The sequence below is a fragment of the Streptomyces sp. NPDC058872 genome (genome assembly GCF_042743065.1).
In the GTDB taxonomy this organism is placed as follows: domain Bacteria; phylum Actinomycetota; class Actinomycetes; order Streptomycetales; family Streptomycetaceae; genus Streptomyces.
Genome location: NZ_JBHYMK010000041.1, coordinates 23247 through 44041, shown reverse-complemented (window position 1 = coordinate 44041; position 20795 = coordinate 23247). Strand labels below are relative to the sequence as shown.

Here is a 20795-nt window from a genome sequence, read left to right as displayed (position 1 = left end):
GCGCCCGGGAGGACAAGCGGCACCCGCATCGTCAGCGCCGGTGCGATCCGCTACGAGCACGACGCGCAAGGCCGTGTGGTGCTGCGCCAGAAGCGCCGTCCCTCCCGCAAGCCGGAAACCTGGCGCTACGACCGGGACGCCGAGGACCGACTGATCGCCGTCACCACCCCGGACGGCACGTGCTGGCGACACCTGTGCGACGCGCTGAGCCGTCGCATCGCCGAGCGGCGCCTCACGGACAACGGGGTCGCGGTCGCCGAGGAGACGCTGTTCACCCGGGACGGCGACACCCTCTGCGAGCGGACGAGCCACGCAGCGGGCGCACAGGGCGCACCGGAGAGTGTCGCGCTCGCCTGGGACCACGCCGGCACCAAGCCGGTCACCCAGGTCGAGCGCCGGTTCCTGGACGACACGGAGGTCGATCGCTGCTTCTTCGCGATCGTCACCGACCTGGTCGGTACGCCCCGCGGACTCGTCGACGCGTCCGGCGACATCGCCTGGCACACCCGCGCCACCCTGTGGGGCACCACCGCCTGGAACCGCGACGCGACGGCGTACACCCCGCTGCGCTTCCCGGGCCAGTGCTTCGACCCCGAGTCCCAGCGACACTACAACCGCCACCGCCACTACGACCCCGCTTCGGGCCGCTACGTCTCCCCAGACCCCTTGGGTCTGGTGCCCGCGTCGAACTCGGTGTCCTACCTGGAGAATCCGATCAGGTGGATCGACCCGCTGGGGCTGGCGGGATGCCCGCACCGGGGCGCGGACAAGCCCCGACACAGCGTCGTCCTGGGGCCGAACCGGCCGCCCGATTCACCGACTCCCACCGGGCAGGCCGCGCACCTCGACTGAGTCAAGGTGCCCTCCAGACCGGTCAAGTGCGCTGGTCCCCCCATGGTCCCGGAAAACGAGTCAGGGGCCGTTTCAGATTGCTCTGAAACGGCCCCTGAACTGCGACTCTTTCGAGTCGGGACGACAGGATTTGAACCTGCGACCCCTTGACCCCCAGTCAAGTGCGCTACCAAGCTGCGCCACGTCCCGGTGCACGTCTTCGCGGTTTCGCTTCCGCGTCGCCGTGCAGGGAAAACATTACCTCACTCCGGAGGGTGGGTTGACGCACGGGCTGTCACCTCGTCGGGGGCGAGGGGTGCGGCCCCGCAGGTGGCGGCCAGGGCGGCGGCTTCCGCGAGCATCTCGGCGGAGCCGGTGGCGCGCGCCAGGTCGAGACGGGCGCGGGCCTCCTCGTAGCGGGACGGGGACGCGGCGAGGTGCTCGACGGCCCGGGTGAGCAGACGCCGGGACTCGGACGCGTCGGCGAAGCGGGCCAGACAGCGGAGGGCCTCTCCGAGGGCGGTGTGCGTGCCGAGGCGTTCCGCATGGGAGTACGCCTCCCCGGCGATCCGGGCCGCACGGTCCGGATCGCCGGGCGCGAGGGCACGGGCCAGGTCCAGCGGCCACGGGGCCCAGACGAGGTGGTGACGGCCACGGACCGTCAGGGCCTCGGCGGCGGCCTCCAAGGTGGACACGGCCTCCTCGGTGCGGCCTTCGGCGAGCAGCAGCCGGCCGAGGACGCTGGGGCCGTCGGGAAGGACGATGGCGCCCGGCCAGGGCGGACCGAAGGAGTACCGGTCGGCGACGTCGCGCGCCTCGGAGGTGCGGCCCCGGGCGACGAGGGTGTCGACGAGGAGGCAGGCGGTGTCCCAGTGGACCGGGAGGCCGTCGCCGACCCGGTCGGCGAGGCGGAGCCCCTCCTCCAGGTGGCGTTGGGCGCGGGGCAAGTTGCCCCGGCGGCGGTGGACCAGCCCCAGGAGGGTGTGGGCGAAGGCGAGGTGGGCCCCGCTCCAGGCGGAGATCTCGAAGGCGCGGACCGCTTCGGTGAAGAGGGCCTCGGCCCGGCCCGGACGGTCGGCGAAGGCGTACGCGATGCCGGTGAGGGCCGGGATCTCGAAGCCCCAGGTGGGGTCGGTCCAACTGAGGCCCCGGGCGGGCGCACCGTCGACGAGCGCGAGGTCGCAGAGCCGCACCACCTCGGCGGCGGGTTCTCCGCGGAGCATCGCGTCGAAGCCGCGGACGGTGATGAGGGCCCGCTCGGAGTTGTCGGCCCCGGTGAAGTCGGCGGTCAGCGCGGCGAGCCGGCGAGAGCGGTCGGGGCCGTCCACTTCGGCCGCCTGGAAGCCCTCGTACATGAAGTGCGCGGCCTGGAGCCTCCGTCGACCGGTGCCGGGCGGGGTCCGCCCGGCCTCGACGGCGACGGTGCGGGCGGCGTCCTGGAGTTGGTTGTTGTGGGCGAGGGCCTGGGCGAGGCGGTAAGTGGCGTCGATGCGGAGTTCGTCGTCGAGTCCGGGCAGGTCGAGCGCGGAACGGAGGTGACGGACGGTGGCGGCGGGCGCGGTGAGCAGGGAGGCGCAGCCGAGTTCGTACAGGACCCTGGCGTACGTGTCGGGGCCCGGCGGCTCCACGAGGGCCCGCTCCAGACAGCGTCGGGCCGCATCGGGGGCTCCGACGGCGAGGTGCTCCACGGCGGCGGCCCGCAGACGGCTGACGACGTCCTGGTCGTCGTCCGGGTGCACTTCGAGGAGGTGGCGGGAGACCGCGGCCGGTCCGTGGCCCGCCTGGGTGAGCGCCCAGGCCGCGCGACCGTGGAAGGCGGTGCGCACGCCCGGGGGCACCGAGCCGTACACCGCGGAGGCGATGAGCGGGTGGGCGAACTCCAGGGGCGGTACGGGAACCGGGGCGAGTCTGCCGCGGCCCGCGGTCGGGGCCTCCATGATGCGGGCGGCGCGGAGCCGTTCGGTGTGCTCGGCGACCTCCTGCGCGCCCATGCCGGTGAGGGTCGCCAGGAGGTCGGGCGTGCTGTCCGTGCCGAGGACGGCCGTGGCCCAGGCGAGACGGGTCGGGCCGCTGCCGAGTTCCTCCAGGCGGGCGACGAGTCCGCCGCCGCGGGCGCCGGCGCCGAGGTCCCGGAGGGCGGCGGCGGAGCCCGCGACGGGTTCGAGCATCCGGTCGCGGGCCTTGGCCAGCAACTCGACGGTTTCGTACGGGTTGCCGGAGGTCACCGTCCACAGTTCCCGACAGAACGGTTCGTCCGCGTGTCCGCCGAGCACCTCCCTGGCGAGGGCGGCGGTGGCACCCGAGGTGAGGGCTTCCAGGCCCAGCGTGAGCACGGCGCGGTCGGCGAGCGCCGTGAGCATCGCGGGGACACCAGGACCCTGCGGTTCGCGGATGAGCGGGCGGTGGGCGAGGACGACGAGGGCGGGCAGTCGGTGCTCGCCCCGGGGCCGGGTGAAGGCGTCGAGCCAGGCCAGGGATTCGGCATCGGCCCAATGGGCGTCGTCCACCAGCAGCACCAGGGGCCGGTCCCGCAGCCGGTTCGCCAGGCGGTCGAGGAGCTTGGCGAGGCCGAGCCGTACGCCCTGGGGATCGGCCGGCGCGTCCGAGGACGGCGGGGCGATCCCCAGGGCCGGCGCAAGGAGGTCGAAGTGGTCGCCGAAGAGGCGCCGCACCTCCTCGGCGTCGAAGCCGTCCAGCGCCGGTTGGAGCAGCTGCCGGGTGAGGTGGAAGGGGACCGAGGTGAGGGTCTCGCCGCCGCGGGCGCTGAGGACGGTGCACCGGTCGCGGGCGGTGCGGTCTATCTCGGCGAGGAGCGCGGTCTTCCCTATGCCCGGCTCGCCGCTGTAGACGAGGATTCCGCCGCGCGGCGGGCCGCCGGACACGGCTCCGGAGACGAGTTCGTCGACGGCGTGGGCCGCCGCTGCGATCTCCGGGCCGCGTTCGAGCAGGTCTCCGGGGACCGCATCGGGGACGCCTGACACGAACGGCGTTGCGGACGGCGACTGTTCGGGATCCGTCGGCACCGGTGACTCACTCCCCACACGTACTGGTCGACATGGCGCGTCCGGCACCACCCGCGCGGACCGGAACGACGCCGGACCGTCGAGCCTAGCGCTCGTGATCGTCCGACGGGGGACAATGGTCGGGTGAACCGGACAACGGGTGACGATGGCGGCGAGCGTGTCGGTGAGCAGGGGGGCGCGCGCGGCAGGGATCGCGACCCGGTGGGGCGCGCCCGGAGTGCCCGGCCGCGCGACGGGCTCGGCCGGCCGCTGCCGTACGGAGCGGAGGGGGTGCCCCGACAGGCCGAGGGGATCGTCCGCGAGCCGGGCGAGACCCTGCGGGAGGCACAGCGCTTGCTCGACGCGGGGATGCCCTTCCACGCGCACGAGGTCTTCGAGGACGCCTGGAAGTCCGGGCCGGAGGTCGAGCGGGACCTGTGGCAGGGGCTCGCCCAGCTCGCCGTCGGGCTGACGCACGCGGCCCGCGGCAACGCGGCCGGTGGGGCGCGGCTGTTGCGCCGGGGTGCCGAACGGCTGGTGCGCGGCGGGCCCTTCGCCGAGGCGTACGGGGTGGACGTCGACGGGCTCGTTTCGTGGGCCGGGGAGTTGGCCGATCGGGTGGAGCGCGGGGGCCGGCGGCCGAAGGGCGCCCCGGTCGGGGACCGCGATCCGCGCCCGGGAGCAGCAGGGCCGGCGGGCGGCACGGCGGCGAGCGGCCCGGCGCAGGGCAGGGGCAAGGGCGTGGAGGCCGCGGAGGAGGCTCCTCGGCTACGCCTCGGTTCCCGCTAGCGCGCTCAGCAGCACGGCCGTGTGGCCCTTGGACGGGTCCTTCGCGGCCGTCAGCAGGGTGACGGTCCCGCGCGCCGCGAGCTCCTTGAGCCGGTCCAGCGCAGCAGCCGCCTCGGGGACGGCGAGTTCGGCCTCGTAACGGTGCCTGAACTCCTCGTGGGTGCCCCCGGGCCCGTGGTACCAGCGGCGGAGTTCGGCGGACGGCGTGAGCGCCTTGGGCCACTCGTCGACGTGTGCGTCCGCCTTCTTGAGGCCGCGGGGCCAGAGCCGGTCGACCAGGACGCGCACGCCGTCATCCGGTGACGGGTCCTCGTAGACGCGGCGGACGCGGACGTCGGGGGTGTGCGTGGCCATGGCTCCAGAGTGCAGGACCGTGCGGACCCTCACCCCTCGACGCGCAGGGCCGGCAGGAGGACGGCGTCGACGAAGGTGCGCAGGGTGGAGGCGTCGGCGAACCGTTCCTCGAAGAGCCGCTCGATGCGGAGCATGCCCATGAAGGAGGGGGCGACGAACCCGATCGCCGGGTTCTCGGGGGCGACTTCGCCCCGCTCGACCGCGCGCGCCACGACGGCGTCGATGGCCGCGACCTCCGGGGCGATGACGGTCTCGCGGAGTGCGGCCCGCAGGTCGGGGTGCTGGACGTAGGCCTGGGCCACGGCCTCCATGAGCTCGGTGTCCCGTTCGCTGTGGGAGGCGGCGATCCGAGCGGCTTCGCGCAGGTCGCCGGCGAGGGTGCCGGTGTCGATGCCGGTGAAGACCGTGCAGCGGCGCCGGGCGAGGGCGGCGGTCACGAGTCGGGGCTTGGTGCCCCACTGCCGGTAGAGGGTGGCCTTGCCGCATTTGGTGCGGGCGGCGACGCCTTCCATGGTCACCGAGTCGTAGCCGCCTTCGCGGAGGAGGCAGAGCACGGCGTCGTAGAGCTCGGTCTCGCGCTCCGGCGTGATCTTGCTGCGACGGGCTGCGGCGGTCGCGGCCTGTGTGGACATCGATCCCTCCCGGACACCTCTGTCTCTGCACATACGAGAGTAGGGGGTGCACAATCGAGACGCAAACGTATCGAGACGCTTGCGTCTCGATCAAATCGGATCTAGGCTCGCTCCGTTTGTTGGCGATTTGACGGATTAGAGGGCCGCACCATGGCTGTCGGGACACGCGCGATACGCGGACGGCGCGCTGCAGGACGGGGCACCCCCCTCCCCGCCGACCGCGACGGGGGCGACGGGGGCGACGGGGAGGCGGACCCGGAACCCGAGGGGGCAAGACCCCCGCTCCTGCGCGAGCTGCTGCTCGTCGGCACGCTCTTCCTCGTCTACAAACTCGGGCGACTCTTCGCCAACGGCCACGAGAGCCGCGCCTTCCGGAACGCCGACCGGGTCTGGGGCGCCGAGCGGGCGATCCACCTCCCCGGCGAAGGAACGATCCAGCAGCTACTGCTGCACGGCGAGCCGTTGATCCGAGCAGCCAACACCTACTACGCGGCCGTGCACTTCCCGGCCACGATCACCTTCCTCGGCTGGCTGTACTGGCGCCGCCCCGCGCACTACCTCTGGTCCCGCCGGATCCTGGCCCTCGTCACCGCCGCCGCCCTCGCCCTGCACCTGCTGGTGCCACTCGCCCCGCCCCGGATGCTCACCGCCTCCGGCCTGATGGACACCGCCCGCGTCTACGGCCCCTCCGTGTACGGGGCGACGCCGGAGGCGGACTCGATGGCGAACCAGTTCGCGGCCATGCCCTCACTGCACTTCGGCTGGGCCCTCATGATGGCGATCGGCCTGATCACCGCCACCCGCTCCCGCTGGCGGGCGCTCTGGCTCCTGCACCCGCTGCTCACCCTCGTGGTCATCGTCGGCACCGCCAACCACTACTGGCTCGACGCGATCGCCGCCGCCGCCCTCCTCGGCCTCGCCCTGCTCGCCGTCCGCGCTCCGGACCGTCGAACTCCCGGCCGCCGAACCGCACTGCCCCCCGCACCCCGCACCCCCGCCACGACGCCCGTCCCGGTCGGAGCCCTGCGATGAGCCCCGCCACCGGCATCGTGCTCGCGGTGCTCCTCTCCTTGGTGTCCGCCGCGGGATACGCGCTCGCCGCCGTCGCCCAGTCCCGCCTCGCCGCCGCTCCGGCCTCTCCGAGCGGGCGGGGAGCACTGCGCACGCTGCTCGCCCGCGGCCAGTGGTGGTCGGCCGTCGGCCTCAATGCGGCCGGGGCCCTCGCCCATGTGGCCGCCCTGCACTACGGACCTCTGACACTGGTGCAACCGCTCGGCGCACTGACCCTCGTGGTGGCCCTCCCGCTCGGCGCGTACTGCGCACGGCGACGGGTGACCCGCACCGAATGGCGCGGCGCACTGTGGACGCTCGGCGGGCTCGTCGCCCTGGTCGCCGTGACCGGGCCCGCAGCCCCCGGGGAGGCGCTCAGCCTGCGCGAGTCCCTGGTCGTCACAGCCGTGACCGTGCTCCTGATCGCCGCCCTGGCCTCGGGACGGCTGCGCGGGCGGGGGTCCGGCGGGCCGGGCAGCAGCGGACTCGGGCACGCCACCGCTTCCGGGATCGCGTCGGGAGTCGCCTCGGCGCTCACCCAGACGCTGACGGCGGCCCTCGCCCTGGAACTGCCGGGCAGCCGGCCGACCTGGTGGCAGACCGCACTGCTCGCGCTGCTGATCTCCGCCTTCGCGAGCGGTGGCCTCCTACTGTCGCAGGCCGCCTACCGGGGCGGGCTCGCGGCGCCGCTCGCCGTGGTGAACCTCTCCAACCCGGCAGCTGCCGCCGTGATCGGCGTGGCCCTGCTCGGCGAGACGTTCCGAGCGGGCGCCTGGGGCTGGGTGGTCGCGGCCTCCGCCTCGCTGATCGCGGCGCGGGGCGTGATCCTGCTGACGAAGGGGGAAGCGCCACAGCCGCCCCCGACACCGGCGCGCACGTCCCCGACACCGGCGGGCACGTCCCCGGCAGCCGTTCAAGGGGCCTGGCGGACGCCGCCGGTGCCGGCTCCCCGCGTTGCCGATCTCACGGCCAGGGAAGCCGAGGCCGCACCCGCGCCGATCCCGGGTTGACGGCATCCCGGAACCTCGTATTCGTCATCTTGACGAAAAACCGAGAACCCCACTATCGTCAATTCGACGACAAGGGGGTTCTCATGGCTGACATCACCCGGCGGGCCGGCTGGCGGCACCTGCGCTCCGCACCCACCGCCCACATCCGCCACCACCGCCGCGGCCGGCTCGTCCACGACGGCACGGGGCTGAGCTTCTGGTTCCGTCCGCTCGCCGCGGCCCTCTCGGAGGTCCCGGTGAACGACCGCGAGCTGGCCATGGCCTTCCACGCCCGCACCGCGGACTTCCAGGACGTGAGCGTGCAGTCCACCGTCACGTACCGGATCGGCGATCCGGGCGCGGCGGCCACCCGCCTCGACTTCTCCGTCGACCCGGACACCGGTGCGTGGCGCGGCACCCCGCTGGAGCAGATCGCCACCCTGCTCACCGAGACCGCCCAGCAGCACGCGCTCGACGTCCTCGCCCGCACCGCGCTCGCCGCCGCGCTCGTCGACGGCGTCGCCGCGGTGCGGGAGCGCATCGCCGCCGGACTCGCCGCAGAACCCCGGCTCCCGGACACCGGCATCGAAGTGGTCGCGGTCCGGGTGGTCGCGATCCGGCCCGAACCCGAGGTGGAGCGGGCCCTGCGCACCCCCGCCCGCGAACAGATCCAGCAGGAGGCCGATCGGGCCACGTACGAGCGCCGCGCGGTCGCCGTCGAGCGCGAACGGGCCATCGCCGAGAACGAACTCGCCAGCAAGATCGAGCTGGCGCGACAGGAGGAGCGGCTCGTCGAACAGCGCGGCACCAACGCGCGCCGGGAGGCCGAGGAGAACGCCGCAGCCGACGCCGTGCGGGCCGAGGCCGAGGCCGTGCGGAAGGTCAGGCTGGCCCGGGCGGAGGCGGAGGCCGCACGGGAGGTCGGCGAGGCACGCGCCGGGGCCCAGTCCGCATGGCTGCGGGCGCACGCGGAGGCCGCGCCCGCCACCCTGCACGCGCTCGCCGCGACCCGGGCGGCGGAGAACCTGCCCCGGATCGAGCACCTCACGCTCTCCCCCGACGTGCTGACGGGGCTGCTCGCCAAGCTCGGCGAGGGCGGGGACCGACCGTGAGCCTCGCCCCGCGCGCGGTGCTCGTGCACCGCACCACGGAGTACGAGGAACTGCTCGCCCGACACGGGACGCACGGGCAGGCCGCGTTCTTCCTCTCCGCGCGCGGTCGCTCGATCGACGCCGTGCGCGCGAGGCACGAGCGGACCCGGCAGGCGCTCGCGGAAGTCGCCGGGGCGGTTCCGCTGGCCTGGCGTCACACCCGGGTCGAACGGGCCGACCTGGACCGGTTCCTGTTCGGCCCCGAGGACGTCGTCGTGGTGGTCGGACAGGACGGCCTGGTCGCCAACACGGCCAAGTACCTGACCGGGCAGCCCGTCGTCGGCATCGATGCGGACCCCGGCCGCAACCCGGGCGTCCTCGTGCGGCACCGTCCGGACCGGGCGCGACTGCTGCTGCCGCACGCCGCGGACGCCCGGGCGGAGATCGACGAGCTGACGATGGTCGAGGCCGTCACCGACGACGCGCAACGACTGCTCGCGCTGAACGAGATCTACGTCGGCACGCCCGGCCACCAGACCGCCCGCTACACGCTCGGCCTCGACGGCACGGACGCACCGGCCGAGGCCCAGGCCTCCTCGGGCGTGCTGGTCGGCACCGGCACGGGGGCCACGGGATGGCTCCGCTCGCTGTGGGAGCAGCGTTCCGACAGGCTGGTCCTGCCCGCTCCGTCGGACGCCCGGCTGGCCTGGTTCGTCCGGGAGGCATGGCCGTCGCCGACGACCGGCACCACCCGGGTCGAGGGCCTCCTGGAGACGGGGCGGGGGCTGCGCCTCACGGTCGAGTCGGACCGTCTGGTCGCGTTCGGCGACGGCATCGAGTCGGACGCACTGGAACTGACGTGGGGTCAGACCATCCGGCTGTCCGCGGCGGCGAGCCGCCTGCACCTGGTCCACTGAACGGACCGAAGGGCCCGCTCCGTCGACGCCCGCACCCCGTGCGCGTCCGGCCGCGCCGAAGGGGCCCCGACGGGGACGACCGCTCGACATGCGGCCGGAACCGATCGGCGCGGGGGCCGCCCGCTTCGCCAGGACGCTATGCTCGGGGCGATTTGACCGGTTTCGATCACCCGCCCCCTCCGCGTCACCGAAGGACGTCCCCGTGCCCTCCTCTTCCGGTCCGCTGTCCGTCTCGCCCGCCACGCCCCGGGAATGGGCACTCGTGCGCTCCTGGGCCGCGGCGGAGGGGTGGAATCCCGGGCGTGCGGACATTCCCGCGTTCTTCGCCCAGGACCCCCGGGGCTTCTTCCTGGGCCGGATCGACGGGGAACCGGTCTCCGCCGTCTCCGTCGTCACCTACGACGACTCCTACGCGTTCCTCGGCTTCTACCTCGTCCGCCCCGAACTCCGCGGCCTCGGGCACGGGCTGACGACCTGGCGGACCGCCCTCTCCCACGCGGGCGGTCGGACCGTCGGACTCGACGGGGTGCCGGAGCAGCAGGACAACTACCGGCGCTCCGGCTTCGCCACGGCGCACCGCACCGCGCGGTACGTGGGCGAGGCAGCACCGCCCGAGCGGCCGGCGTCCGGTCTGGTGGCGGCCGGTTCGGTGGATCCGGCCGCCCTCGCCGCGTACGACGCCGACTGTCACCACGCCGATCGGCCGCGGTTCCTCTCCGCCTGGCTGACCACTCCGGGACACCGTGCACTGGTGCGGGTGGTCGACGGGCGCATGACCGGGTACGGGGTGGTGCGTCCCGCGGAGGCCGAGGCGAGGATCGGCCCCCTCTTCGCGGACACCCCGGCGGACGCGGGCGCCCTTCTGGACGGGCTCGCCGCCGCGGCAAGGGACTTCGGCGCGGACCGGATCGCGGTCGACGTGCCGGAGGCGAATCCGGCAGCGGCCCTGCTGGCGCGGCAGCGCGGCCTGGAGCCGACCTTCGAGACGGCCAGGATGTACACGGGCCCGGTCCGCCCGATCGCACGGCAGCGCGTCTTCGGCGTCACCACGCTCGAACTCGGCTGACGGGGTCGGGAGACCCCGGTACGCCGGCCCCGCGCCCCGGCCGTTCGGGTCCGTCCGCAGCACCGGCGGCACGCCCTGACGGCACGACCCGCGCACCCGCCGCCTCCCCGGAGCGGCGACGGACCGCTCCTCCCGGGTCCCGCCCGGAGGAGCTCGGGCAGTCCAGCACGCCTCGCCCGCTGCGGCGCTCCGGGCGAACTCCGCACGGCCGTAGCGTCCATTCACCCGAATTTCGCGATGACTAGCACGTTTTGCCCCTTAATCACCCCTCGCCCCTCGGGTGGGGGCGCGCCGGTCTCAAGTCCTCCCGGGTCGTCACGACGCTCCGGGAAGGGGCCGCGGGCAACCGTGGGCCACCCGCGCGTCACCTGCCCAAGTCCTGGTCGGGGCAAGGCCGGAGGGTCGTCGAGCACGTGTCTCCGCAGCGCGTTCCCCGCTCCCCTCCCCCGAACCCCCACCGCCCGATGAGGGGTGACAAGGGTTTTCCCCGTATCGGGTTCACCCCCCCGTTCCCTACTGTCCTCCGCACCGGCAGATATCATCCCCCGACCGCACTCTGACAGGTGCATGTGGAGGGTGGCGTCCGCCAGTGGCGGCCTTGACCCGGGCCGTCGCGCCGGTGGCGGCGCACGGGCCCCCCAAGCCCAGGGACCGACGGACCGCGACCCCACTTCGCTCCGTACGTCCCGCGCCGTCGCCACTGCTCCGCAGTTACGTCGTACTCGAAAGGGCCACACCTTGAACGGTTCCAGGCGGAGAGTCATATCCGTGGTCGCGAGCGCCGCGATCCTCGGTGCCGCTGCCACGACCTCCGGGGCGTTCGCCGCCGCCCCGGACGCTGCCACCCCGAAGCCGGCTCCGGCTTCGCAGACGATGCGGACGCTCCCGAGCGCCCCCGTCGAGAAGGTGATCGTCACCTACAAGAACCAGGCCGCCGAGGCCGGTTCGAACGCCGCGGCCAAGAGCGACACCGCCGAGAAGGCCGCGAAGACGGGCAAGAAGCTCTCCTTCGAGCGCCGCCTCGCCGGCGGCAGCGCCCTGGTCGACCTCGGCGACAAGGCGACCAAGCAGGACGTGACGAAGGTCATGGACGCGTTCCGTGCCGACCCGTCCGTCGCCTCGGTGGAGCCCGACATCCGCGCCTACGCGATGGCGGTCACCCCGAACGACACCGACTACGCCAAGCAGTGGGACCTGTTCGAGGCCACGGGTGGCATGAACGTTCCTTCGGCTTGGGACAAGACGACCGGCTCCGGCGTCACCGTCGCCGTGATCGACACCGGCTACGCCGCCCACTCGGACCTGGCGTCCAACATCGTCGCCGGTTACGACTTCATCTCCACGTCCGCCGACGCCCGCGACGGCAACGGCCGCGACGCGGACCCGAAGGACGAGGGCGACTGGAACGCCACCGACGGCGAGTGCGGCACCGGCTCCAAGGCCTCCAACTCGTCCTGGCACGGCACGCACGTGGCCGGCACCATCGCCGCGACCACGAACAACACCAAGGGCATCGCGGGCATCGCGTACAACGCGAAGATCCAGCCCGTGCGCGTGCTCGGCAAGTGCGGCGGCTCGTCCTCCGACATCGCCGACGCCATCACCTGGGCCTCCGGCGGCAGCGTTCCGGGCGTCCCGGCCAACGCGACCCCGGCGAAGGTCATCAACCTCAGCCTGGGCGGCGCCAGCTCCAGCTGCCCGAGCATCTACCAGAACGCGATCAACGGCGCCGTCTCGCGCGGCACCACGGTCGTCGTCGCCGCGGGCAACAGCAACGCGAACACCTCCGGCTTCACCCCCGCGAACTGCTCCAACGTCATCACCGTGGCGTCGACCAGCCGCGAGGGCAACCGGTCCTTCTACTCCAACTACGGCTCCCTCGTGGACGTGTCGGCCCCCGGTGGCGAGACCCGCCGCTCGACCGACACCCCGGGAACCGTCACCACCCCCGAGAACGGCATCTACTCCACGCTGAACTCGGGTGCGACGACCCAGTCGACCGAGAACTACAAGCCCTACCAGGGCACCTCGATGGCCGCGCCGCACATCGCCGGCCTCGCCGCGCTGCTGAAGTCGGCCAAGAGCAGCCTCACCCCGGCCGAGATCGAGTCCGCGATCAAGGCCAACGCCCGTCCGCTGCCCGGCACCTGCTCCGGCGGCTGCGGCGCCGGCATCGCCGATGCGGCGAAGACCGTCGAGGCCGTCACCTCCGCCCCGCCGGCGGGCAGCGTCTTCACGAACTCGACGAACGTGTCGATCTCGGACAACAGCACCTCGTACTCCTCGATCGCCGTCACCGGCCTCGCGGGCAACGCCCCCTCCGACCTCAAGGTCGGCGTGGACATCAAGCACACCTGGCGCGGGGACCTGGTCATCGACCTGATCGCCCCCGACGGCACGGTGCGCAACCTGAAGACGTCCTCCTCCCGGGACAGCGCCGACAACGTGATCGCCACGTACACGGTCAACGCGTCCAGCGAGGTCGCCAACGGCACCTGGCAGCTTCGGGTCCGCGATGTGGCCTCGGGTGACACCGGCTACATCGACTCGTGGAGCCTCACCTTCTAAGGCACCACAGCTTCCCCTCTGAACCACCCCCCACATCAGCATCATTGCTGGTCAGCGACGCGTCAGTGGTCTACACCACTGGCGCGTCCTGTCGTTGTGGGAGCGCATCCGTCCAGAGCCCACTGTCCGTATGTCGGACACCGGGCCTGGACTCCACCGGCGGGCTCCGTATCCTCTGCGCACGGGGTCCATGGGCCGGGCCCCCAGGGGCCGGAGGTGATGGACAGTGACGACAGCTCCGCAGAGCCCTGCCCCGGTGGGCCGGGAAGAGCTCCTCACCCGGCTCGAACGCGCCCTGCACACCCGGGGCCGGGCACTGCTCACCGGGCCGGCCGGCGTCGGCAAGACCGAGGTCGCCCTCGCGGAAGCCGCCCGCGCCGAGGCGCGCGGCGAGACCGTGCTCTGGCTCGCCACCCTGCCCTCCGACCGCGAGATCCCCGGGGCCGCCGCCGCAGCGCTGGTGGCCTCGGTCGCGGCCACGGTGACCTGGCCCGGCCTCGGCGCCGGCCGCCCCCCGTCCGAGCCGTTCACGGCCGGGGGACCCGCCTCCGACCCGGCCGGCGCCGGCACGCCACCGGCCGAAGCCCTCGACTCCGGCGTGCTCGACTCGGGCGTGCTCTCCTCCGGAGTCTTCGACCAGTTGCCCGGACCCCAGCGGACCGCCGTCGCTATGCTCTGCCGTGAGGCTCCGCTCGATGCCGGGGGCTGGGACCCGATCGCACTGCGCCTCGGCATCGCACGGATCCTGCGCGCCCTGACCTGCCGCGGCCCCGTCCTGCTCATCGTGGACGGCGTGCAGCACATCGACGCGGACAGCGCGGACCTGCTGCGGTTCGCCCTCCACCTGGCGCCGCCCGCGCTGCGGGTCGTGGCCGTGGAGACCCCCGAGCCCTACGCCGAGGTCCACGAGCCGTACCGCGAGGTCCACCGCGCCGAGGACCCGCACGCCGCACACCTCTGGGTCCCGTCAGAGGCGGACGTGCTCCGCGTCCCGCCCCTGCAGGCGGACGAGATCGCAGAACTCCTCATCCACCACCGGCTGCCCTCCCGGATGGCCGGCCGCATCCACCGCGCGAGCGGCGGCAACCCGCGGCTCGCGCTCGCCGTGGGCCGCTCCCTCGCCGACGCGCGCACCCCCGTGCACCACGCCGAAGCACTGACGCTCTCCGGACGCGCCCGCGATCTCGCCCGGCAGCTCCTCGGTGCCGCGCCGCCCGCCGTACGGGAAACCCTGTTGCTCGCCGCGCTCGCCCTGCGCCCCTCCGCGACCCTGGTCCGACGGGCCGGGCGGCCGACCGCGGAGGCCGACCTCGCGGCGGCCGAGCGGGCCGACCTGGTGTCGCTCTCCGAGGACGGCTCGGTCACCTTCACCGCGGGGCTGCTGCCCTCCACCCTGGTGCACGACGCCGGTTGGGCCGAGCGGAGCGCCGGGCACGCGGCGCTCGCGGAGGTCGTGGACGACCCCGTCGAAGCAGTGCGGCACCGGGCCCTCGCCACCGAGCAACCGGACGAAGAGCTGGCCGCCGAGGTCGCTGCCGCCGTCGAACTGGCACGCCGGCGCGGGAACAGTGCGCTCGCCGCCGAACTCGCCCTGCTCGCCGCCGAGTCGACGCCCGGCCGGCACGGGAAGCGGCGGATCACACGCCTCGTCGACGCCGCCGAGGAAGCCGCCCGGGCGGCCCGTGCCGACCTCGCGATGCGGGCCGCCACCGATCTGCTCGCCCGGGACGCAGCACCGTACGACCGGGTCAGGGCGCGGCTCGCCGTGCTCGACACCGCAGGCCAGGGGCTCACCGGACTCGACGAGATGTACGTCCACGCCATGGAGGACTCCGAGGGGAACACCGCGCTGCGGGCAGCCGTCCAGCTACGACTGGCCGTCAAGTACGTGTTGGCGGACGGCGACCCGGAGCGTTCCCGAGCAGCGGCGGTCGAGTCGGCGGCGCTGGCCTCCTCGATGGGCGATCCACGGCTCGCGGCCCAGGCGCTGACGGTGCAGGCGCGGATGGAGCGGGCCCTGGGCTCACCCGAAGCGGAGGCGGTGCTCGCTCAGGCACGGGCCCTGGAACTGGCCGAACGTCCGCTGGGAATTCGCAATGCCGCACAGATCCTGACGATCCGCCATGCGCTCTTCGACGACCGGCTGACGGACGCCCGGGACGAGCTGAACGCGCTCCTGCCGCTGGTCCAGCGACGCGGCTCGGTCGAGGACACGATCGAACTGTTCTCCACCCTGGCCGCGATCGAGTCCCGCCGGGGGGCCTGCGCCGCCGCGCTCGCGCATGCGGGACAGTCCCTCGCGCTCACCCTGGAAGCGGGGCTCTCCCCCGGTCCCGCCTGGTACACACTGGCGCTCGCGGAGACGGCCGGCGGCAGTTTCGCACGGGCCGCGAGCTACGCCCGGCGCAGCGTGCAGGCGTCCGAGGAGGAGGGCGACCGGGTCTTCCTCTCCCGCAGCCGGTACGCGCTCGGCCGCATCCAACTGATCAACGGTGACGTCGCCGCCGCCCTGGAGACCCTGCGGCGGGTCCAGGCCGACGAGCGCGCCCAGTCGACGATGGACCCGTCGATGTTGCGCTGGCACGAGGAACTGGCGGAGGCACTGCTCGCGCACGACGCGGGCGACGAGGCCCTGGCGCTCCTGGCGGAGGTGCGGCCGGTCGCAGAGCGGTTGGGCCGGTCCACGGTCCTGCTGGGCTGCGACCGGGCCCATGCCCTGTGCCTGGCGGCGGAGGGCCGGACCGACGAAGCGGCCGAACTCCTCACTCGGACCGCCGAGAGCTTCGGGCGGGCCGGGCTGCCGCTGGAACGGGGCCGGGCGCTGATCGCCTTGGCCCGGGTCGAACGCAGGCGTCGCCGCCGGTCGGCGGCGCAGGCCGCCCTGCACGAGGCGGCCTCGGTCTTCGAGCGGGCCGGTGCGACCCCGTGGCTGGCCCTCGCGAGCGAGGCCCCGGCGGGCTCCGCGGGTGAGGTCCCCGGTCCCGGCGCGGGCGGCGAGGAACCGGTCTCGGTGCTCTCCTCGCTGACCGAGGCGGAGCTGCGCCTGGCCCGCTTGGTGGGTCAGGGCGCGAGCAATCAGGAGGCCGCGGCAAAGCTGTACTTGAGCGTGAAGACCGTGGAGGCGCGGCTCACCCGCATCTACCAGAAGCTCGACGTCCGCTCCCGCTCGCAACTGGCGACGGCGCTCCGCCCGTGAACGGCGGGGCCACCGGGCCCCGCCCCGTCGGTGACCGCTCCCCGCCCCGTGCGGGAGGCTCCTGCGGAGTGCTGCCGGCACCCCGGGGCCCGTGTGGGGGCGCCGTCGTGCCCCGTGGGACTCCGCAGGCGCATCAGTCGGTGGCGCTGCCGAACCACTCGGCGAGGCTGCCCCGGAGTTCCTCCGGCCGTTCGCCGACCCAGACGACGTGGCCGTCGGGGCGCACCAGCACGGCGGGCGCGTCCCGTTCCTCGCTGACGTCGACGACGTGGTCGACCCGGTCCGCCCAGCCCTCCGTCGAGAGCCGGCCGGTCCGGTCGAGGAGCAGTCCGCGTCCCCGGTGCATCAGCTCGTAGAGGCGTCCGTGCTTCAGCCTCAGGTCCCGCAGCCGTCGACCGAGCAGTTCATGGCCCGTGCCGAGGTCGTAACGGACGTCGACCGCGGTGATCATTCCGGTGACGTACCGGTTGACCTCTTCGAAGTCCATCAGCGTCGAGAAGAGTTCCCGGAGGGCCGTCGCCCCCGGGTCCGTGCCGAGCAGCGCCATCTGCGCGCGGGTGTTCTGCACGACGCGGGCACCGACCGGACGGCGTTCGGCCTCGTAGGTGTCGAGCAGGCCTTCGGGGGCCCAGCCCCGGACCGCGGCGGCCAGCTTCCAGCCGAGGTTGAACGCGTCCTGGATGCCGAGGTTGAGGCCCTGGCCACCGGTGGGCGGATGGACGTGCGCCGCGTCACCGGCGAGGAACGCCCGGTCGACCCGGTAGTGCTCGGCCTGCCGGGTGGCGTCACCGAAGCGGGACAGCCAGCGGGGCGAGTGCACGCCGAAGTCGGTGCCGGCGAAGGCCCGCAGCTGCGTCTTGAAGTCATCGAGGGTCGGGGGCGCCGTACGGTCCTCGGCGACCCCTTCGGCGGGGACGACGATCCGGCACCCTCCCTCCGCGAGGGGCGTGATGCCGAAGCGCAGTTGGGTGGTGCGGACCTCCTCGACCGCGGCGGTGACGGTCGCCGGGTCGGCAGTCACCTCCATGACCCCGAGGAGCGTCTCGACGGTGGCGGGTTCCCCGGGGAAGCCGACGCCGAGCAGTTTCCGCACCGTGCTGCGGCCGCCGTCGCAGCCGACGAGGTAACGCCCGCGCAGCTCGGTGCCGTCCTCGAGGAAGGCGGTCACGCCCTCGGCGTCCTGCTGGAGTCCGACGAATTCGCCACCGCGCCGGATCTCGGTGCCGAGTTCGAGCGCGCGTTCCCCGAGCAGTCGCTCGGTGACCGGCTGGGGGGTGGCGAGGCCGTACGGGTGGGCCGTGTCGAGCCGCTCCGGCCACGGCTTGACCACCCCTCCGAAGGGACCGCCGACCCGGAACGGCTCGCTCACCGCGCGGAACCGTTCCAGAAGGCCGCGTTGGTCCAGCAGCTCGACGCTGCGCACGTGCAGTCCCTGTCCCCGGGACTCCCCGGTCGGCTCGGTCAGCCGCTCGACCACGACCACCCGCACCCCGTGCAGGCGCAGTTCGCTCGCGAGCATCAGGCCGGTCGGTCCGCCGCCGACCACGATCACGTCCGTCATTCCCGTGTTCCGTTCCCCGTGGTTCCTGGTTCGAAGGAGAGATTCTGCGGTGCACCGGGGGCCTTGCCGCAAGGCCCCCGGTGCGCTATAGCTTGGGAGTGGCGGAGAGAGGCCCGCCTTCCCTCCTCTGCCTCCCTCCCCCGTCGTCCTTCCGGCCGAAGCCCTCGGATCACCGGGGTCCGGCCGGAAAGCTCGTGGTCGACCGCCGATCGGGGCCCGGCTCCGGACGGATCGCCGGGGGCGGCCGATCGGGTGACCCGCGGTCCGTCACCACACCCGATCCCCTCCGCGCGGTAGGTACACCGCATGCGTCCTTCCGATCGCCCCCTCCCTCCCGGGCTCCCCTCCGTCGACGCCCGCCGCGGCGCGCTCGCCGACCGCACCGGCTACGACGAGGCCTTCCTCGGCCCCGTCGTCCCCCTTGCGCTCCCGGCCCGCGCCTCCGTCGAAACGGTGGTCCTGCCGTACACCCACTTCACCGTGGTCTTCCGGCCCGACCGGAGGCTCGCGGCCTCGACCGCGGTCTGCATCGACGGCCGGGAGCTCCTGGAGGACGTGCCCCGCGACGGCACCTGGGTCTTCGACCCCCGGATCCCGGAGGAGCAGCAGGCCGGTCACGAGGTCTACCGGAACAACGGTCTGGAGCGGGGCCATCTGGTCCGTCGGCTCGACCCGGTCTGGGGCGACCCTGCCGTCGCGCACCGGGCCGACGCCGACACCTTCCACTTCACCAACGCCGCGCCCCGGTCGGACGTCTTCAACCAGGGGCGACAGCTCTGGCAGGGCCTGGAGAACCACCTCCTCGACCATGCCGCCGCGGCCGAGCGGAAGCTGGCGGTCCTTGCCGGCCCGGTGCTCCAGGACTCCGATCCGCCCTACCGCGGCCTCCAGGTGCCGCTGCGCTTCTGGAAGGTGGCCGCGTTCCTCCAGGACGGAGCCCTCGCCTCCGCCGCTTACGTCCTCGACCAGAGCCCCGATCTGAGTCGCGACGCGGAGCGCGCGTTGGCGGGGGCGATCGCCGGTGCGCCGCCGCCGCTCGGTCCGTTCCGCACGTACCAGGTGCCGGTCGCCGACGTCGCGGAGATCACCGAGCTGGAGCTCGGACCGCTGCCGGACGTGGACGTCATGCCGCCGTCGCGGGCGCCTGAGGAGCGCTGGCGGCGCCTGGGGTCGTACGCCGATGCGGTGCTGCACCCGTGACGGCGGGCGCCCCGAAGCGGCGGCGCCGACCGCACCCGGACGTCACCGGGCGATCGAGCGGCAGGACGCCCGAACGGGCCGCGCCGCCCGGCCCGTTGCCGCCGGGGAGGGCCTCTCCGCGCGGCCGGGTCAGGCGTGTCCCCCGACCCGGGGCCCGCCCCTCCGGGCCCCGGGGAGAGCGACGAAACGGATCCCCGCTCATGCCTCCGGCACGGGCGTGGCGTGGTGGTAGTAGATCCGCCACCCGGAGGCGTCGTCCGACTTCCGCCAGATCGAACTCCGCCGGACCCGCCTGTCGTCCAGTACCGTCTCGAACGTCAAGTGCACGATGCCGGGCGCAAGCAGGGTGCCGGTCATCCCGGTGGTCACGTGCTGCGGACCGTCCTCGACCGCCCCCTGCATGGCCGGCAGCGCCGCGAGCATCGCCTCCCGGTCCCATCTGCGCCCCGAGGCCCCCACTTCCGTGAATTCCGGATCGAAGAAGCGGTCCGCCAGCGCCCTGGACGACCGCACCGCCGGGCTCAGCAACTGCAGCTCCCGCTCGATGGCCTCGGCCACGCCGTCTTCGTCCTGTCGATCCGCTTCCCTGTTCATGGGAACATCTTGCCCAGGTTGACCTGCGGGTTCGCAAGCCGCACGGAGGGGCATCCACCGGTGCGGGAAGGGCCTGGGGGCGAGGCCGTCGAGGGGCCCCTCTACGTCGGCAGCCGCAAGGACCGAACGGCGGGGCGAACCCGCCGGGAGCACCGACGGGCAGGGACGGTCCGGGCACCCGCCCCTGCCCGGACGCCCGCCTGACGACGGGGTGCGCTACCGGGCAGTGTCGGCGAGGAGCACGGCGCACGCGCCGCGGACGGTGGACCCGTCGGGAAGTCGCCATGCGGCCTCGACCAGTCCGGGGCCCGTCCCGGTGTCCGAGCCGGGGCGCAGGACCCGGCACACCCGCAGCGTCACCGGCGCGGGCGCGCCGGCCTCGCGCACCACCACGTCGGTGTGGTCGGGGCCGTCCACGACGCGTACCAGTTCGACTTCGGCGCCGGTGCCGGGCGCCGCGGGCGTGACGGTGACGGCCTCATCGGGCGTGTCGTCCAGGGACTGGTGCTGTGCCGTGGCCCGGCCGGTGAGCAGGGCGTGCAACTGGGTGGCGAGCACCGGGTCGTGGGTGCCGTCGTAGATCCAGCGCGTGCCGAGGACACCGTGCTCGGAGGTGCCGATGAGCGCCCGCTCCGCGCCCTCCAGCGGGGCGCCCCGGTAGGTCATCGGGACCAGATGGGCGACCGCGTCCGGACCGGTGCCTTCGGTGACCGCCATGAACTCGATGCCCACCTCCCCCGCGGGGTCGTCGAGGCGAAAGCCTCCCGCGTTGACCGGGCGCGGCCGGTCGGTTCCGTCGGCGTACCAGGCGCGGGTGGGCAGCCACGCGCTCAGCAGCTCCAGCTTGGTGGGGTGCATCGTGGTGTGGTGGATGACGGCCATGGCGCGTTCCTCCCTCTCGACCGGGGCCCGGAGGGTCCGCCGGCCGGACCCGGTGGACGTCGAGACGGGCTCG

16 protein-coding genes and 1 tRNA gene are annotated in these 20795 nt (G+C 73.9%); 10 read left to right on the top strand and 7 right to left on the bottom strand.

The genetic code is table 11. The features are described 5' to 3' along the window. Positions 1–78: 78 nt before the first annotated feature. Complete coding sequence (locus ACFW22_RS24230; protein WP_386408236.1) at positions 79–852, top strand: RHS repeat-associated core domain-containing protein; 774 nt, start codon at positions 79–81, stop codon at positions 850–852. A gap of 115 nt (positions 853–967) precedes the next feature. Here the strand turns inward: ACFW22_RS24230 and ACFW22_RS24225 are convergent. After that, positions 968–1041 (bottom strand) — tRNA-Pro (locus ACFW22_RS24225). 53 nt (positions 1042–1094) lie between these two features. Beyond that, on the bottom strand, positions 1095–3812 hold the full coding sequence (locus ACFW22_RS24220) for an ATP-binding protein (RefSeq protein WP_386408278.1): 2718 nt from the start codon (positions 3810–3812) through the stop codon (positions 1095–1097). A 243-nt stretch (positions 3813–4055) separates the two neighbouring features. On the opposite strand from ACFW22_RS24220, the gene ACFW22_RS24215 reads away from it, so the two are divergent. Beyond that, on the top strand, positions 4056–4622 hold the full coding sequence (locus ACFW22_RS24215) for a DUF309 domain-containing protein (RefSeq protein WP_386408234.1): 567 nt from the start codon (positions 4056–4058) through the stop codon (positions 4620–4622). On the opposite strand, the gene ACFW22_RS24210 is transcribed toward ACFW22_RS24215, so the two are convergent. Together ACFW22_RS24210 and ACFW22_RS24205 are read right to left on the bottom strand one after the other, a co-directional pair. Next, positions 4602–4976: a DUF488 domain-containing protein gene (locus ACFW22_RS24210; protein ID WP_386408232.1), complete on the bottom strand. Its 375-nt coding sequence runs from the start codon at positions 4974–4976 to the stop codon at positions 4602–4604. The genes ACFW22_RS24215 and ACFW22_RS24210 overlap by 21 nt on opposite strands. Positions 4977–5005: 29 nt before the next feature. Next, positions 5006–5608: a TetR/AcrR family transcriptional regulator C-terminal ligand-binding domain-containing protein gene (locus tag ACFW22_RS24205; protein ID WP_384873822.1), complete on the bottom strand. Its 603-nt coding sequence runs from the start codon at positions 5606–5608 to the stop codon at positions 5006–5008. Between the two features lie 150 nt (positions 5609–5758). Between ACFW22_RS24205 and ACFW22_RS24200 the strand changes: the two genes are divergently transcribed. The 7 genes from ACFW22_RS24200 (at position 5759) to ACFW22_RS24170 (ending at position 16485) form a co-directional block, all read left to right on the top strand. Next, positions 5759–6640, top strand: a complete 882-nt coding sequence (locus tag ACFW22_RS24200) for a phosphatase PAP2 family protein (protein ID WP_386408229.1) — start codon at positions 5759–5761, stop codon at positions 6638–6640. Next, the gene (locus tag ACFW22_RS24195) at positions 6637–7668 is read left to right on the top strand and encodes a DMT family transporter (protein WP_386408227.1); all 1032 of its coding nucleotides are present in this window, start codon (positions 6637–6639) and stop codon (positions 7666–7668) included. Before ACFW22_RS24200 ends, ACFW22_RS24195 begins: the two co-directional genes overlap by 4 nt. An 83-nt stretch (positions 7669–7751) precedes the next feature. Next, positions 7752–8759 (top strand): SPFH domain-containing protein, encoded by a 1008-nt coding sequence (locus ACFW22_RS24190; protein ID WP_386408225.1) that lies wholly within the window; start codon positions 7752–7754, stop codon positions 8757–8759. Continuing rightward, on the top strand, positions 8756–9655 hold the full coding sequence (locus ACFW22_RS24185) for a hypothetical protein (RefSeq protein WP_386408223.1): 900 nt from the start codon (positions 8756–8758) through the stop codon (positions 9653–9655). The genes ACFW22_RS24190 and ACFW22_RS24185 overlap by 4 nt, the downstream gene beginning before the upstream one ends. 202 nt (positions 9656–9857) lie before the next feature. Continuing rightward, positions 9858–10721, top strand: coding sequence for a GNAT family N-acetyltransferase (locus tag ACFW22_RS24180; protein WP_386408221.1), 864 nt, complete (start codon positions 9858–9860; stop codon positions 10719–10721). A gap of 873 nt (positions 10722–11594) precedes the next feature. Beyond that, a complete protein-coding gene (locus ACFW22_RS24175; RefSeq protein WP_386408276.1) occupies positions 11595–13289 on the top strand; it encodes a S8 family serine peptidase in 1695 nt (564 codons plus the stop codon). Between the two features lie 226 nt (positions 13290–13515). Further along, the gene (locus ACFW22_RS24170) at positions 13516–16485 is read left to right on the top strand and encodes an AAA family ATPase (RefSeq protein ID WP_386408219.1); all 2970 of its coding nucleotides are present in this window, start codon (positions 13516–13518) and stop codon (positions 16483–16485) included. A 133-nt stretch (positions 16486–16618) separates the two neighbouring features. On the opposite strand, the gene rox is transcribed toward ACFW22_RS24170, so the two are convergent. Beyond that, positions 16619–18046: a rifampin monooxygenase gene (gene rox, locus ACFW22_RS24165; RefSeq protein ID WP_386408217.1), complete on the bottom strand. Its 1428-nt coding sequence runs from the start codon at positions 18044–18046 to the stop codon at positions 16619–16621. Between the two features lie 306 nt (positions 18047–18352). On the opposite strand from rox, the gene ACFW22_RS24160 reads away from it, so the two are divergent. Next, positions 18353–19246: a DNA/RNA non-specific endonuclease gene (locus ACFW22_RS24160; protein ID WP_386408215.1), complete on the top strand. Its 894-nt coding sequence runs from the start codon at positions 18353–18355 to the stop codon at positions 19244–19246. A gap of 198 nt (positions 19247–19444) precedes the next feature. Here ACFW22_RS24160 and ACFW22_RS24155 read toward each other — a convergent pair whose 3' ends face one another. Beyond that, on the bottom strand, positions 19445–19840 hold the full coding sequence (locus tag ACFW22_RS24155) for a DUF4440 domain-containing protein (RefSeq protein WP_386408213.1): 396 nt from the start codon (positions 19838–19840) through the stop codon (positions 19445–19447). Positions 19841–20056: 216 nt separating this feature from the next. After that, positions 20057–20722: a 1,4-alpha-glucan branching protein gene (locus ACFW22_RS24150; RefSeq protein WP_386408211.1), complete on the bottom strand. Its 666-nt coding sequence runs from the start codon at positions 20720–20722 to the stop codon at positions 20057–20059. Positions 20723–20795: the final 73 nt, after the last annotated feature.

Excerpts from the sequence above, each read along its gene's own strand:
- ACFW22_RS24155 (WP_386408213.1), bottom strand. The coding sequence starts at position 19,840 with ATGAACAGGGAAGCGGATCGACAGGACGAAGACGGCGTGGCCGAGGCC.
- ACFW22_RS24200 (WP_386408229.1), top strand. The coding sequence starts at position 5,759 with ATGGCTGTCGGGACACGCGCGATACGCGGACGGCGCGCTGCAGGACGG.
- ACFW22_RS24210 (WP_386408232.1), bottom strand. The coding sequence starts at position 4,976 with ATGGCCACGCACACCCCCGACGTCCGCGTCCGCCGCGTCTACGAGGAC.
- ACFW22_RS24160 (WP_386408215.1), top strand. The coding sequence starts at position 18,353 with ATGCGTCCTTCCGATCGCCCCCTCCCTCCCGGGCTCCCCTCCGTCGAC.
- ACFW22_RS24150 (WP_386408211.1), bottom strand. The coding sequence starts at position 20,722 with ATGGCCGTCATCCACCACACCACGATGCACCCCACCAAGCTGGAGCTG.
- ACFW22_RS24190 (WP_386408225.1), top strand. The coding sequence starts at position 7,752 with ATGGCTGACATCACCCGGCGGGCCGGCTGGCGGCACCTGCGCTCCGCA.
- ACFW22_RS24205 (WP_384873822.1), bottom strand. The coding sequence starts at position 5,608 with ATGTCCACACAGGCCGCGACCGCCGCAGCCCGTCGCAGCAAGATCACG.
- rox (WP_386408217.1), bottom strand. The coding sequence starts at position 18,046 with ATGACGGACGTGATCGTGGTCGGCGGCGGACCGACCGGCCTGATGCTC.
- ACFW22_RS24175 (WP_386408276.1), top strand. The coding sequence starts at position 11,595 with ATGCGGACGCTCCCGAGCGCCCCCGTCGAGAAGGTGATCGTCACCTAC.
- ACFW22_RS24195 (WP_386408227.1), top strand. The coding sequence starts at position 6,637 with ATGAGCCCCGCCACCGGCATCGTGCTCGCGGTGCTCCTCTCCTTGGTG.